We start from the raw sequence: 13494 nt of genomic DNA, 5'->3' as shown, positions 1-13494 counted from the left end.
GGCCACCGGCCCGCCCGGCATGATCGGTCCCTGCCGGTCCTTCCCGTTCCCTCTGCCCACGGAGCACCCACACCATGACCTTCGCCGCCACGCCGCGCTCCCGCAGCGAGGACCGCCGGATCAGCCCGGTGTTCTGGGTGCTCCTCGCCGTCCTCGGCACCTCCGGCTGGGCGGTGTACCAGGGCTACGGCAACGCCTCGTTCGGGGTGTTCCTGTTCGTGGTCGCGGGCTGGATGGTCTCGCTCTGCCTGCACGAGTACGCCCACGCGCGCACCGCGCTGCACGGCGGCGACATCTCCGTCGGCGCCAAGGGCTACCTCACGCTCAACCCGCTGAAGTACGCCAACGTGCTGCTCAGCTTCGTGCTGCCGATCGTCTTCGTGATCCTCGGCGGCATCGGCCTGCCCGGCGGCTCGGTCTGGATCGAGCGGCACCGCATCCAGGGCCGGCTCAAGCACAGCCTGATCTCGGCGGCCGGCCCGCTGGTCAACCTGCTCATCGCGGCGGCGCTGCTGGTCCCGATCGGCGCGGGCTGGCTGGACGACCCGACCGTGCACGCGTTCTGGGAGGGCCACGAGCTGATCATCTCGCCGTTCTCCGGCGCGCTGGGCTTCCTCGGCTTCCTCCAGCTGAGCGCGGCGGTGCTGAACCTGCTGCCGGTGCCCGGACTGGACGGCTACGGCATCGTCGAGCCCTGGCTGTCGTACCAGACCCGGCGCGCGATCGAGCCGTTCGCGCCGTACGGGATGCTCGCGGTGTTCGCGCTGCTGTGGCAGCCCCAGGTGAACGAGTTCTTCTTCGGGATCGTCCACGGCCTGATGAACCTGTTCGGCGTGGACCAGGACTACGCGACGCTCGGCCGGTACCTGTTCAGCTTCTGGAAGAACTAGCCCTGCTCGGCGGCCGGCGCTACTCGGCGGCGGCCGCGGTCGCGGCGGCGATCCTGGCCCGGCGGCGGTCCATCCACAGCACGTTGCTGGCCACGCCGGCCAGCGGCAGCCAGATCAGGCCCAGCCAGAAGCCCTGGACCAGCGAGACCACCAGGGCCACGAGCGCGAGGACGACGGCGGCCAGGGCGAAGCGGGACGTGCGAGGCATGGCGGATGGCTCCTAGAACGGGTGCGGGCGGCCGGGTCACGGCCGCCACCCATTGTCGCCGACCTCACCTCCGGACCGGGTCCAGGGGTGAGGTCGACACGCCTCTGCCCGGATCCGCTCAGACGTCGGTGATCCGCAGGCCCGCGTGGGCCTTGTACCGGCGGTTGACCGAGATCAGGTTGGCGACCAGCGCCTCGACCTGGTGGGCGTTGCGCAGCCGGCCCGCGAAGATGCCGCGCATCCCGGGGATGCGCGCGGCCAGGCCCCGGACGACGTCGGTGGCCTCCCGGTCGTCGCCGAGCACCATGACGTCGGTGTCGATGCTCTCCACCGACTCGTCCTGCAGCAGCACCGCCGAGAGGTGGTGGAACGCGGCGGTGACCCGGGAGTCCGGCAGCAGCGCGGCGGCCTGCTCGGCGGCGCTGCCCTCCTCCGGCTTCAGCGCGTACGCGCCCTGCTTGTCGAAGCCCAGCGGGTTGACGCAGTCGACGACGATCTTGCCCGCGAGCTCCTCGCGCAGCGCGGTCAGGGTGGCGGCGTGGCCGTCCCACGGGACCGCGATGATCACCACGTCGCTCTCCCGGGCGACGGTGGCGTTGTCGGCGCCGCGCACGCCGAGGCCCAGCGCGGCCGCCGAGGCCTCGGCCCGGGCGGCGTCGCGGGAGCCGATGATCACCTGCTGGCCGGCCTTGGCCAGCCGCAGGGCGAGTCCTCGCCCCTGGTCGCCGGTGCCACCGAGGACACCGACCACCAGCTGGGAGACGTCCGGGACCTCGTGGGCCGGGTTTGTCGCTGAATCGAGGGAAGTCATGGGCCGATCCTGCCAAATCCCCGGCCCGGCGGGACATCCTGGCCCGCATGGACGCGGTGAGAGTTTCGGCACTCCGGGAACGGCTGACGGGAACGGGCTGGCTGGAGGAGGTCGGCGGCTTCGCCGGCGCGCTGCGCCGCTCCGTGGAACGCCGCAGCGCGAGCGGGCTGCTGCTGGTCGGCACCGAGGCGTACGAACCCTGGCACCTGGCCGCCCACCTGGACGACGAGGCCGCCTGGTCGGACGTCCCCCGGCTGGCGCCCACCCTGCTGCGGCACAGCCCGCCGGCCGACGCCCCGGCCCACCTGACCCACGACCTGCGGCGGCTCACCGAGGCCGGGCGCGGTGACACCGTGCTGGTGGTGGTCCCCCGGGCAGCGGGCGCCGCGCTGCTGGAGCGGGTGCACGACGCCCGGCGGCGCGGCGCGACCGTGCTCGCCCTGGACGGGGGCTCCGCTGACGCCGACGGGTCGGACGGACCGGACGGGCTCACCGCACCCGACGGGACCGGTACGTCCGGCGGGCCCGGTGCGTCCGGCAGCCGTGGCGAACCCCACGGCCTCGACGAACTCCGCAGGCTCGCGCACGAGCGGCTGACCGTCGGCACCGCCGCCGAGGGGCCGTTCGACCTCGCCCAGCACCTGGTCAGCGTCGCCGCCGGGCAGCGGACCGGCCGCCGCTCCGTCCGGGACCGGCTCGCCGACCTCGCCGGGCGGCTGGCCTCGGGGCCCGCGATCACCCGCTGGTGACCCTGTTCACCGCCCGGCCGAAAAGTTCACACCCCGGTCGAAAACCCTTTGCGGAAGCGGTGGCCGCCGCCCGAGGATGACGGTTCGTGAACGTCGACGAACCCCCGCATCCCCCCGTGCCCGGGCGCGCCCGGAGGCTGCTGCACTCGCTGACGCCCGACCTGTCGCCCTGGCGCGCCTCGCGCGACTTCCGCTACCTGTGGACCTCCGGCTGCGTCACCAGTTTCGGCGGCTTCCTGACCCTCGTCGCCGTGCCGATGCAGATCAAGGAACTCACCGGCTCCTCCTTCGCGGTCGGCCTGATCGGCGCCGTCGAACTGGTGCCGCTGATCGTCTTCGGCCTGTGGGGCGGCGCCCTCGCCGACGCCCTGGACCGCCGGAAGCTGGTGCTGCGGGCGGAGGTCGCGCTCGGCCTGCTGGCCGGGCTGCTGCTGGTCAACGCCCTGCTGCCGCACCCGCTGCTCTGGCCGATCTACCTGGTCGCCGCGCTGGTCGCGGCCGCCGACGGCATCCAGCGCCCGGCACTGGACTCGCTCCTCCCCCGGCTCGTCCCGCACCAGCACCTGACCGCCGCGTTCGCCCTCAGATCGCTGTACCACAACGCCGCTTCGGTGGCCGGCCCGGCACTGGCCGGTGTCGTGGTGGCCTTCGCCGGGGTGCAGACCGCGTACGCGCTGGACGTCCTCTCCTTCGCCCTCTCGCTGCTGCTGCTCGTCCGGATCAAGGCGGTGCCGCCGCCCACCGGCGCCGAACGGCCGTCCGTCCGGGCGGTGCTCACCGGGGTCCGCTACGCGTGGAGCCGCAAGGACCTGCTCGGCACCTACGCGATCGACGTCTGCGCCATGCTGTTCGCCTACCCGGTGGCCGTCTTCCCGTTCCTGGCTTCGGAGTTGGGGGCGGACTGGGCGCTCGGCCCGATGTACGCGGCCTCCGCCCTCGGCGCCCTGCTGGTCGGCGCGACCAGCGGCTGGACCTCCCGCGTCCACCGGCACGGGCGGCTGCTGGTGGTCGCCGCCGTCGGCTGGGGCGCGGCGATGGCGCTCGCCGGGCTCACCGAGCACATCGGGCTGGTGCTGCTCGGCCTGGCGCTGGCCGGCGGCGCCGACGAGATCAGCGGGCTCGCCCGCTCGACCATGTGGAACCAGTCCATCCCCGACGAGCTGCGCGGCCGGATGGCCGGCGTGGAACTGCTCAGCTACTCCGTCGGCCCGCAGCTCGGCCAGGTCCGGGCCGGCACCATGGCCGGGCTGGTCGGCGTGCGCGCCGCCGTCTGGGCCGGCGGTGCCGCCTGCGTCGTCGCCGTGCTCGCGGTCGCCGCCGCCCTCCCGAAGCTGCTCGCCTACGACGACCGCACCGACCCGAACGCCGCGGCCGTGCGCGCCGAACACGAACGCGCCGCACGGGAGGCCGCGCCGACCGCCTGACCGGGCCGGGGCCGGGGTTCCGCCGGGGTTACTCGGCCTCGTCCTTGGGCCGGTCGCTCCAGCGCGGGTCGTTCCGCCACTCGCGGTTGCGCTCGTCCGCGATCCGCAGCGCCTGGGCGGCCTCCTCGGGGCTGCCGTACGGGCCCAGGCGGTCCTTCGCCGGGCACTCCGGGCCCTCTTCGACCTTGTTGTGCTTGATGCAGTAGAACCACTCGCCGGGTTTGCCGGTCGGCTTGCGGTTGAATCCGAGGGGCATGGCGCTCTCCCGTTCAGAAGGCCAGAAGGATGGGTCGGTACCGATCATTCCCCGCCCCGGGCCCGGCCGCACACCACCCGGGGCCGCGGAGCCCGACGACTAGACTCGCGGCATGGCTCTCGTACCCGGCATCCAGTCCCCCACCCGCAAGGTCCCGGCGCACATCGCGCGCCCCGAGTACGTCGGCAAGCCCGCGCCGACGCCGTACACCGGGCCCGAGGTGCAGACCGCCGAGACGATCGAGAAGATGCGGATCGCGAGCGGGATCGCCGCCCGGGCGATGGCGGAGGCGGCCAAGCTGATCGCCCCCGGCGTCACCACCGACGCGCTGGACGCCGTCGCCCACGCCTACATGTGCGACCACGGCGCCTACCCGTCCGACCTCGGCTACCGGGGCTTCCCCAAGTCCGTCTGCACCTCGATCAACGAGGTGATCTGCCACGGCATCCCGGACTCGACCGTGCTCCAGGACGGCGACATCGTCAACATCGACGCCACCGCCTACATCCACGGGGTGCACGGCGACCTCAACGCCACCTACCTGGTCGGCGACGTGGACGAGGAGTCCCGGCTGCTGGTCGAGCGCACCCGGGAATCCCTCGACCGGGCGATCAAGGCGGTCAAGCCGGGTCGTCAGATCAACGTCATCGGGCGGGTCATCGAGTCCTACGCCAAGCGCTTCGGCTACGGCGTGGTGCGGGACTTCACCGGACACGGCATCAACACGTCGTTCCACTCCGGCCTGATCATCCCGCACTACGACAGCGAGCGGGCCACCGAGGTGATCAAGCCGGGCATGACCTTCACCATCGAGCCGATGCTGACCCTGGGCACCTACGACTACGAGATCTGGCCGGACGGCTGGACGGTCGTCACCAAGGACCGCAAGCGCACCGCCCAGTTCGAGCACACCCTGGTGGTCACGCCGACCGGCGCGGAGGTCCTCACCCTGCCGTGACCCACCCGGCCCGGTGGGCGCCCTAGCCGATCAGCCACTGCTCCTCGGCGACGGCGCCCACCTCGGTACAGGCGTCGGTGAGCACGTCCAGGACGCGCAGCGGGTCCGGCAGCGGCTGCTCGGGCCCGCGCAGCCACCGCACGTGGGAGCCGTCCGGCAGCGCGGCCGGCGGCAGCAGGGTGTACGAGCCGCGGCAGTGCCAGCGCAGGCCGGGGTGCTCGGACATGGTGTCCGGGGTGGAGTCGAGCGCGCTCGGCCACCACTCGTCCTCGTCCTGCGGGGTGCCGCGGGTGGCGGTGAAGAAGAGGTAGCGGTCCTCGCCGACGGCGGCGACGGGGCCCTCGACGCCCAGCGCCGTCAGCCGCTCCAGCGCCAGCCGTCCGGCCTCCGCCGGGACGTCCAGCACGTCGTGCACCCGGCCGGTGGCGGTGATGAAGTTCGCCTCCGGATCGCGGGAGAGCCAGCGGGAGAGCTGCTCCGGGTCGGTGGTGGCCTGGGTCTGCCAGGCGAAGGAGACCGGGTGCTGCGCGGGGGCCGGACAGGCCACCCGGTCACAGGAGCACCGGTAGCCGGCCGGGTGGGCGGCGGGCGCGAGCGGGAATCCGGCGCGGACCGCGCCGAGCAGCTGATCGAGGTCGGCGGCCGGCCCGTCCGGGCCCCCCGCCCGCTGACGATCACGCTTCTGCCACCAGGTCGTCCACCTGCTGCCGGCTTCCATCGGGCCCCTTCCGCGCAACTGCCGTGCCTGGTGCGACACAGCGTTCGACGTACCACTCCGACGCAACGCACGGCGCCCCCGTCTGCTTCCCGGGGTGCTCGGCCCTGACGTCGGCGCCCTGCCGGCCGCGGCCCGGGGTCACCGGACGGCCGACGCCCGGGTCACGGTACGCAGTCGCGGCAGCACGCTGTCCGCGCCAAATCGGCCGGAGGGCGCGCGGATTCGCGCCTCGCCCGGCCCGTACGGGCCCGCTGACCCGGGTGGACCCCGAGGGCGTAACAGGAAGGATAAGGGTGCGGAGGGCCTCCGGATGACCGGGGGCGGTGCCTCTCCGGTCACACTCCCGGCGACGGCCGCGGGTGCGGCCCACGGGTGCGCCCCGGGCTCGTCCGCGGAGGTGAGACCCTGGAGGGATGAAGAGCGCGGACACCGCATTCGTCGGCGGCCCCCTGGACGGGAAGATCCTCCCCATCCCGCTGGGGCCGATGCTCGGCGTGCCCAAGAAGTACAAGGTCCCGGTCCCCGCGCACGGCGGGACGCCCGCGCGCACACTGGTGTACGTCCGGAGCAAGCAGGTTCGGGGCCTGAGCTGGTTCTGGCGCTACGAGTACGACGAGGCGGCCTCCGGCTGACGGCCGCCCCCTCCCTCCGCGGTCCCCCCGGAGGTCGGCCGCAGTCTCCCCCGGAGGTCGGCATGGCGAGGACGGTACGGCACCCGCGGGACCACTCCCGGGCGGTCCGGCACCACAACCGGGAGGTCGCCGGCGTCACCGGGGTGCTGCTCCTGGCGGTGTGCCTCTACAGCGTGGTCATCGAGCCGAACGCCTGGCTCTGGTTCGGCTGGGCGGTGCTGCTGCTGGTGTGCGTGGCCCTGTTCACGGTCCGGCCGTGAGGCCCTCCCCCCGGCCGCCCGGACCACTCGGGCCACCCGGGCAGCAGCACCGCCCGTCCCGCTCCCCCCGGTCGGTCAGTCATCCTCGGCGAGGATGAGGTACAGCTTCTTGCGGGCCTCGGTCAGCACCGTCAGGCCCTTGGCGCGCTGCGCCTCGGTGCCCGTGGCCATGACCTGGCGGATCGCCTGGTCGACGGCGGCGAGCGCCTGGCCGACCTCCTGGACGGCCTCCCAGTCGACCTCCCGGCCGGCCTCCGCCCACGGCTCGGCCGGCCCGGCGTCGGCCTCGGCCCGGCCCGCCTCGGTGAGCGAGACCAGCCGCTTGCCGCCGACCTCCTCCGCGGTGATCAGGCCCTCCTCCTCCAGCAGCTGGAGGTTGGGGTAGATCGACCCCGGGCTGGGCCGCCAGGCCCCGCCGGTCCGCTCGGCGATCTCGGCGATCATCTCGTAGCCGTGCATCGGCCGCTCCTTGAGCAGCGCCAGCAGCGAGGCCCGGACGTCACCGCGCCGGGCCCGCCCGCCGCGCCGTCCGTGCGGGCCACCGCGCCGGCCGCCGTGCCCGCCGAAGCCGTGCCCGTACGGGCCGCCCATCGGCCGGCCGGGACCGCCGCCACCGAACGGCGGGCCGAACCCGCCGAACGCCTCCCGGCCCTCGAAGCCCTCCCCGGGCATCCCCCGGAACTCCGGCCCCGGGCCCGGCCCGCGGCGCCGACCGCCGCCGAGGCCGCCGGGGCCGCCGGGGCCGCCACCGTCACCGCCGCGCGGGCCCTCCCAGCGGAATCGCCTTCCTTGACGTTCTGAGCGCATCGCGCCCACCTCCTCGAATCTCTGAGGTTCAACGAGGCAGTCGAGTCACTGTCTCGATAGCTCGACGATATATCGGCGACTGTCGCTCGTCAACGGATTCCGACACGCCCACGGAGCACCGCGCAGCCCCCGCCCAGCCGCTACGGTGGCGGGCATGGCCGCAGAACGAGACCTCGCGACGCTGCTGCGCGGCATGAGCCCGCAGCTCAACCCCGGGCGGTACGTCTACTGCACGCTCCCCGCCCGGGTGCCCGCCGGCATGCGGCCGGTGGTGACCGTCGCCGAACCCGAGGGGGTGACGATGGTGATCGCCCAGGAGGAGGCGGACGCGCTCGGGCTGCGCTACGAGTACGTGGCGGCCTGGATCACCCTGCGGATCCACTCGGCGCTGGAGGCCGTCGGACTGACCGCCGCCGTGTCCGGCCGGCTCGCCGAGGAGGGCATCAGCTGCAACGTGGTGGCCGGCTTCCACCACGACCACCTGTTCGTCGCCGCCGCCGACGCCGACCGCGCCGTCCGCGCCCTGGAGGACCTCGCCGCCGGCTCCGGCTGAGCCCCCGCCCGCCCCCTCCGGGTGGCCGCCGCCGACCGGGCCTTCGACACTGGGAGACGAGCCGCCCCGCCGGGGTCGGCCCCACCGGAAGGAGACGGCCGCCATGGCCATCTGCGTCACCTGCGGCAACGACTACTGGCTGGCCTTCGAGATCAGGACGGTCACCGGCGACACCTACACCTTCGACAGCTTCGAGTGCGCGATGGAGAAGCTCGCCCCGCGCTGCGAACAGTGCGACGTCCGCATCGTCGGCCACGGCGTCGAAGTCGCCGGCATGTTCTTCTGCTGCGCCAACTGCGCCCGCGTCAACGGCGGCCTCGGCGACCAGATCCGCGACGCGGTCGGCGCCCGCCCCGCCTGACCGGCGGGCGGGAAAGGGGGCGGAAGAGTCGGCCTGTACGCCGGGTTCTGTCTCCCGGGTTGCTTGCGCGGCCCGGGGAGGCGGCCATCCATCTAGGGCTGCCGTTGCCGACAGCCTCGTGCGGTCCACCCGCGGACTCGGGCGAGCAGCCTTCAATCGTCCGCGCACGGCGCCCGAGGGCGCCGATCTTGACCTTGCTCCAGGTGGGGTTTACCTAGCCGGCCGGGTCACCCCGGTCGCTGGTGGTCTCTTACACCACCGTTTCACCCTTACCCACCACGAAAAGCGGTGGGCGGTCTGTTTTCTGTGGCACTGTCCCGCGGGTCACCCCGGGTGGGCGTTACCCACCACCCTGCTCTGTGGAGCCCGGACGTTCCTCGGCGGGTCTGGGACCCGTCGCGACCGCCCGGCCGGCTCTTCCGCCGTAGTGGTCATCGTAGCCGCTCGGGCGGCGCCTCCCGTACACCGGACCGGACGGCCGGCGCCTCGGCGCCGAGGCGGGCGGCCACCCGGGCCGCCGTCGCGCTCGCCCGGGCGGTGGTGGTGGCCAGGCCGAGGGCGAGGACGGCGCCGCCGAGGCCGACCAGGATCCACCAGCCGGCGTGGCTGGCCGGGGCGAAACCGGTCGCGACCGGTCCGACCACGGCCGCGGTGACGACCGTACCGATCACTGCCACGCCCAGCGACTGGCCGACCTGACGGCTGGTCGAGGCGACCGCCGCCGCCACGCCCGCCTGGGCGCGCGGCATCCCCGCGACGGCGGCGTTGGTGATCGGCGCGTTCACCATGCCGAAGCCGAAGCCGAACAGCGCGTACGCGACCAGCAGCAGGGCCGGCGGGGAGTCGGCGGCGAGCCGGGTGAGCAGCAGCCCGCTCGCGGCGAGGCCGATCCCGGCCGCGACCAGCGGCAGGCGCGGGCCCCAGCCGGCGACGATCCGTCCGGACAGCGGCGCGCAGACCAGCATCATCCCGGCCATCGGCAGCGTCCACAGGCCGGCCTCGACCGGGCTGTAGTGCCGGACGTCCTGGAGGTAGAGGGTGCTGAGGAAGAGGAAGCCGCCGAGCGCGGCGAACGCGCAGACCGCGGTGACGGCGGCGCCGGTGAACGGCACGCTGGCGAAGAACCGGGGGTCCACCAGCGGCTCGGCCACCCGCCGCTCCCAGAGCGGGAAGGCGACCAGCGCGGCCAGCGCGGTCGCGGCCAGGGTGAGGATCAGCGGGGAGGTCCAGCCGTTGGCCGGGCCCTCGATGATCGCGGCGGTGCCGCAGCCGAGCAGCACGATCATCAGCAGCTGCCCCACCGGGTCCAGCCGGCGCGGCCGGGGGGCGCGGGACTCCGGGACGTAGCGGGCGGTCAGCGCGATGGCGGCGAGCGCCACCGGGACGTTGATCAGGAAGATCGACGGCCAGCCCGCGCCGTCCACCAGGAAGCCGCCGAGCAGCGGGCCGAGCGCCATCGAGATGCCGACCACGCCGCCCCAGACGCCGATCGCCCGGGCCCGCTCCTTCGGGTCGGTGAAGGTGTTGGTGATGATCGACATCGCCACCGGGTTGAGCATCGAGCCGCCCACCGCCTGGAGCGCCCGGAACGCCACCAGCCAGCCCAGGCTCGGTGCCTGGCTGCACAGCAGCGAGCCGAGCGCGAAGCAGACCAGGCCGGTCTGGAACACCCGGCGGCGGCCGAAGCGGTCGGCCACCGAGCCGAACAGCATCAGCAGCGAGGCCAGCACCAGGGTGTAGGCGTCGATGATCCACTGCAGCCCGGACGCCGGGGCGTCCAGGTCCCGCTGGATCACCGGCAGGGCGATGTTCACCACGGTGTTGTCGAGGCCGACGATGAACAGGCTCAGGCAGCAGATCGCCAGGACGAGCAGACGGCGGCGGCGCCCGAGCGCGGGCCCGGGGGCGGGCGCGGCTGCGGCGGCGCGGGGCTGGGGGGCGGGCACGGGACCGATCCTCCCACCGCGGGGCGGGCCTGGGCGGGTGAGCCGCGCGTCCGGGTGGCGGGTGGCGTAATCCAGGTGGCACGGGGACGCGGCCCGCTAGACCGCCGTGAAGCGGACGGTCCGGGTGGCCGGGTCGGCCGTCGTCAGCCGGACATCGATCACCCGGCCGAGCGGCAGCCCGTCCGCGGCCGTGTCGCAGCGGGCCCGGACGGCCGGGTCGCGCAGCTGGACGGTGCCGGAGCCGGGCCGCCGCTCGTCCACGTCGATGACCACGGCGGCGAAGTCCTCGCCCTCCCGGCCCGCGAGCAGCTCCGCCTCCACCAGGTCCACGCAGGCCCGTTCGACCTCCGCGGCGCGGCGGTCCCCGCCCGCCATCAGCGCCGGGACGGCCGGCAGCGCCTCGCGCACCCACTCCGGCACGTCCTCGCCCGCCGCCACCGCCGCGCACACCTCCTGGGCGAAGCGGTCGCCGAGGCGGCGCAGCGGCGCGGTGCAGTGCGCGTACGGGGCGGCGAGCGCGGCGTGGTCCGGCTCGGCGGGGGCGGGCAGGCCGCGGGACTCGTCGAAGGCGTGGTAGCCGGCGCCGCGCAGCAGGCCCGTACAGGCGTTGAGGAAGGCGGCGTTGAGCGGGACGTCCGGGTCGAGGGAGCGGATCAGCTCGGGGTACGGGACGGCCTGCGGCCAGTCCACGTCGAGGGCGGCGGCGATCCGGCGCAGCCGCTCGTACCCGGTGGCGGGCGCGGCGGGCAGGGTGCGCAGCAGGCCGACGCCCGCGTCGAGCATCAGGTCGGCCGCGGCCATGCCGGTGAGCAGGGAGATCTGGGCGTTCCAGCCGTCGGCGGGGCCGGGGGCGCGGTAGCCGAGGACGTAGCCGTGCAGGGTCTCCTCGACCTCCTGCTCGGGCACCGGCAGGCTGATCCCGCCGCGGGCGCGCTCCTGCTCCTCGCGCAGCCGTCCGACGGTCGCGAACAGGGCGAGCTGCTCGTCGGCGCCGCCGAGGTCCACCGCGCGCTCGACCGCGGCGTAGTCCAGTCGGCGGTGCGAGCGGACCAGGGCGCGGCGCAGGTCGGCGAGGACGACGGCGCCGTCGGCGTCCAGGTCCAGTTGCCAGAGCAGGGCCGGGCGGGGCTCGCCGGGCAGCAGGCTGGCGGCGTCCTCGGAGATCCGGGTGGGGTGCAGCGGGACGCGGTGGTCGGGGAAGTAGAGGGTCTCGACCCGGCGGCGGGCCTCGGTGTCGATCGCGCCGCCGGGGTGGACGAAGGCGGCGACGTCGGCGATCGCGTAGTGCACCCGGTAGCCGCCGCCGGGCCGGTGGGCGAGGTGCACGGCCTGGTCGAGGTCGCGGGAGCCGGGCGGGTCGACCGTGAACAGCGGCAGGTCGGTGGCGTCGTACTCCGGCAGCCGGGGGCGCTCGGCCGCCTCCTCCGCCTCGGCGAGCACGGCCCGCGGCCACTCGGTGTGGACCTCCAGGCGGGTGCGGAGCTCGGTCAGCTCGGTGTTGATCCGGGCGGAGTCGGCGGCCTTGACGCGCAGTTTTCGGCGAGGCATGCACGCCAGGGTAGAGCGGGGCCGGGCGGTTCCGGGCCAGGCTCTGCCCGGGGGCGGCGTAAGCACTCGTACGGTGGGGGCAAGTGGCCGTGCACGAAGGGGGTTTGGGCGATGGGTGCGGTGAAGGTGGCCGGGGGTGTGGTGGCTGCGGTGCTGGGGGCGACGGGGGCGCTGCACGCGGTGTGGGCGGTGACGCCGTGGCCGCTGGGGTCGGCGGAGGAGTTCGCGGACGTCGTGGTGGGGCAGGGTGAGGGGGTGCCGCCGGTGGGCGCGTGCCTGGCGGTGGCGGGGGCGCTGGGGGCGGGGGCGTACCTGGTGGGGGCGGAGGCCGGGGTGCTGCCGCAGGTGGGTCCGCGGCGGCTGCGGCGGGCCGGGGTGCGGGTGGTGGCGGGGGTGCTGCTGGCGCGCGGGGTGGCCGGGCCGGTGGTGTTCGGCCGGGTGAGTGAGCGTTCGGAGCGGTTCCGGCGGCTGAACGTGCGGTACTACTCACCGCTCTGTGTGGCGCTGGGGGCCGGGGCGGCCGCAGTAGGGTTGCGGGGTTCGTCCGCCACAGATTGTTGAGGAGTCCGCTGTGCTGGTGCTGTTGCCGCCCTCGGAGGGCAAGGCCGGGTCCGGGGACGGCGGGCCGGTGGCGCTGGAGCGGCTGTCGCTGCCGGGGCTGACGGCGGCGCGCGGCGCGGTGCTGGACGCGCTGGTGGGCCTGTGCCGGGGCGACGAGGACGCCGCCTCCGAGGTGCTCGGCCTCTCCCCCGGTCTGCGCGGCGAGGTCGCCAAGAACGCCGGGCTGCCGACGGCGGGTGCCCGTCCGGCGGGCGAGGTGTACACCGGGGTGCTGTTCGACAACCTCGGCCTGGCCACCCTGGACGCCGCCGCTTACGACCGGGCGGAGCGTTCGCTGCTGGTCTTCTCCGGCCTCTGGGGCGCCGTGCGGATCTCCGACCGGATTCCGTCCTACCGCTGCTCGATGGGCGTCAAGCTCCCGCAGCTGGGGGCGCTCGGGGCGTACTGGCGGAGCGCGATGGCCCCTGTGCTCCCCGAGGTCGCGGACGGGCTGGTGCTGGACCTGCGCAGTTCCGCGTACGCGGCGGCCTGGAAGCCGGCCGGCGAGGTGGCCGCCCGGACCGCGACCGTCCGGGTGCTCCAGGAGCGGAACGGCAAGCGCAGCGTGGTCAGCCACTTCAACAAGGCGACCAAGGGGCGGATCGTCCGGGACCTGCTGGCGGCCGGGGCGGAGCCGAAGACGCCCGGCGAGCTGATGGACGCGCTGCTGGAGCTGGGCCACCACGTCGAGCTGGCGGCGGAGGGCACCGCGCGCAAGCCGTGGCAGCTGGACGTGGTGGTCACCGAGGTGCACTGAGCACCCCGGTGACGAC

General features: G+C 74.6%; 17 protein-coding genes and 1 other RNA gene. 10 read left to right on the top strand and 8 right to left on the bottom strand.

Annotated elements, in window-relative coordinates; all coding sequences use genetic code 11:
- Positions 1 to 74: 74 nt before the first annotated feature.
- A complete protein-coding gene (locus ACWDCZ_RS06545) occupies positions 75 to 890 on the top strand; it encodes a site-2 protease family protein (protein ID WP_049660242.1) in 816 nt (271 codons plus the stop codon).
- 19 nt (positions 891 to 909) lie between these two features.
- Here ACWDCZ_RS06545 and ACWDCZ_RS06540 read toward each other — a convergent pair whose 3' ends face one another.
- Together ACWDCZ_RS06540 and npdG are read right to left on the bottom strand one after the other, a co-directional pair.
- Complete coding sequence (locus ACWDCZ_RS06540; RefSeq protein WP_074000852.1) at positions 910 to 1098, bottom strand: hypothetical protein; 189 nt, start codon at positions 1096 to 1098, stop codon at positions 910 to 912.
- 118 nt (positions 1099 to 1216) lie between these two features.
- Complete coding sequence (npdG, locus tag ACWDCZ_RS06535) at positions 1217 to 1909, bottom strand: NADPH-dependent F420 reductase (protein ID WP_049660247.1); 693 nt, start codon at positions 1907 to 1909, stop codon at positions 1217 to 1219.
- 47 nt (positions 1910 to 1956) lie between these two features.
- Between npdG and ACWDCZ_RS06530 the strand changes: the two genes are divergently transcribed.
- Positions 1957 to 2658 (top strand): hypothetical protein, encoded by a 702-nt coding sequence (locus ACWDCZ_RS06530; protein WP_449815372.1) that lies wholly within the window; start codon positions 1957 to 1959, stop codon positions 2656 to 2658.
- Between the two features lie 86 nt (positions 2659 to 2744).
- A complete protein-coding gene (locus ACWDCZ_RS06525) occupies positions 2745 to 4082 on the top strand; it encodes an MFS transporter (protein ID WP_375874052.1) in 1338 nt (445 codons plus the stop codon).
- Between the two features lie 28 nt (positions 4083 to 4110).
- Here ACWDCZ_RS06525 and ACWDCZ_RS06520 read toward each other — a convergent pair whose 3' ends face one another.
- Positions 4111 to 4338, bottom strand: coding sequence for a hypothetical protein (locus tag ACWDCZ_RS06520; RefSeq protein WP_049659898.1), 228 nt, complete (start codon positions 4336 to 4338; stop codon positions 4111 to 4113).
- A 112-nt stretch (positions 4339 to 4450) separates the two neighbouring features.
- On the opposite strand from ACWDCZ_RS06520, the gene map reads away from it, so the two are divergent.
- Complete coding sequence (gene map, locus ACWDCZ_RS06515; protein ID WP_049659897.1) at positions 4451 to 5296, top strand: type I methionyl aminopeptidase; 846 nt, start codon at positions 4451 to 4453, stop codon at positions 5294 to 5296.
- A gap of 22 nt (positions 5297 to 5318) precedes the next feature.
- Here map and ACWDCZ_RS06510 read toward each other — a convergent pair whose 3' ends face one another.
- Positions 5319 to 6014 carry a bifunctional DNA primase/polymerase gene (locus ACWDCZ_RS06510; RefSeq protein ID WP_049659894.1) on the bottom strand — a complete coding sequence of 232 codons (696 nt, stop codon included), beginning with the start codon at positions 6012 to 6014 and terminating at the stop codon, positions 5319 to 5321.
- Between the two features lie 413 nt (positions 6015 to 6427).
- Between ACWDCZ_RS06510 and ACWDCZ_RS06505 the strand changes: the two genes are divergently transcribed.
- Together ACWDCZ_RS06505 and ACWDCZ_RS06500 are read left to right on the top strand one after the other, a co-directional pair.
- Positions 6428 to 6646, top strand: a complete 219-nt coding sequence (locus ACWDCZ_RS06505) for a hypothetical protein (protein ID WP_053112518.1) — start codon at positions 6428 to 6430, stop codon at positions 6644 to 6646.
- Between the two features lie 62 nt (positions 6647 to 6708).
- On the top strand, positions 6709 to 6906 hold the full coding sequence (locus ACWDCZ_RS06500; protein ID WP_380776478.1) for a hypothetical protein: 198 nt from the start codon (positions 6709 to 6711) through the stop codon (positions 6904 to 6906).
- Between the two features lie 75 nt (positions 6907 to 6981).
- On the opposite strand, the gene ACWDCZ_RS06495 is transcribed toward ACWDCZ_RS06500, so the two are convergent.
- Positions 6982 to 7578 carry a PadR family transcriptional regulator gene (locus ACWDCZ_RS06495; protein WP_107418642.1) on the bottom strand — a complete coding sequence of 199 codons (597 nt, stop codon included), beginning with the start codon at positions 7576 to 7578 and terminating at the stop codon, positions 6982 to 6984.
- 289 nt (positions 7579 to 7867) lie between these two features.
- On the opposite strand from ACWDCZ_RS06495, the gene ACWDCZ_RS06490 reads away from it, so the two are divergent.
- Together ACWDCZ_RS06490 and ACWDCZ_RS06485 are read left to right on the top strand one after the other, a co-directional pair.
- Complete coding sequence (locus tag ACWDCZ_RS06490) at positions 7868 to 8266, top strand: ACT domain-containing protein (RefSeq protein WP_049658024.1); 399 nt, start codon at positions 7868 to 7870, stop codon at positions 8264 to 8266.
- A 103-nt stretch (positions 8267 to 8369) separates the two neighbouring features.
- Positions 8370 to 8627, top strand: coding sequence for a hypothetical protein (locus tag ACWDCZ_RS06485; protein ID WP_049658025.1), 258 nt, complete (start codon positions 8370 to 8372; stop codon positions 8625 to 8627).
- 20 nt (positions 8628 to 8647) lie between these two features.
- On the opposite strand, the gene rnpB is transcribed toward ACWDCZ_RS06485, so the two are convergent.
- From rnpB to ACWDCZ_RS06470, 3 genes are all read right to left on the bottom strand, one after another.
- Positions 8648 to 9045: RNase P RNA component class A (gene rnpB / locus ACWDCZ_RS06480), an RNA gene on the bottom strand.
- A gap of 13 nt (positions 9046 to 9058) precedes the next feature.
- Positions 9059 to 10573 (bottom strand): MFS transporter, encoded by a 1515-nt coding sequence (locus tag ACWDCZ_RS06475; protein ID WP_449815371.1) that lies wholly within the window; start codon positions 10571 to 10573, stop codon positions 9059 to 9061.
- Between the two features lie 96 nt (positions 10574 to 10669).
- Entirely contained in the window at positions 10670 to 12121 is a 1452-nt protein-coding gene (locus ACWDCZ_RS06470) for an RNB domain-containing ribonuclease (RefSeq protein ID WP_449815370.1), read from the bottom strand.
- Positions 12122 to 12232: 111 nt separating this feature from the next.
- Here ACWDCZ_RS06470 and ACWDCZ_RS06465 point away from each other — a divergent pair, with 111 nt between their 5' ends.
- Complete coding sequence (locus tag ACWDCZ_RS06465; RefSeq protein WP_079271747.1) at positions 12233 to 12682, top strand: DUF3995 domain-containing protein; 450 nt, start codon at positions 12233 to 12235, stop codon at positions 12680 to 12682.
- A gap of 10 nt (positions 12683 to 12692) precedes the next feature.
- A complete protein-coding gene (gene yaaA, locus ACWDCZ_RS06460) occupies positions 12693 to 13478 on the top strand; it encodes a peroxide stress protein YaaA (RefSeq protein ID WP_049659172.1) in 786 nt (261 codons plus the stop codon).
- The last annotated feature ends 16 nt before the right edge of the window (positions 13479 to 13494 follow it).

The organism is Kitasatospora sp. NPDC001225, from assembly GCF_053597855.1.
The sequence above is the reverse complement of the archived record's forward strand: the minus strand, read 5'-3'. Positions and strand labels throughout refer to the sequence as shown.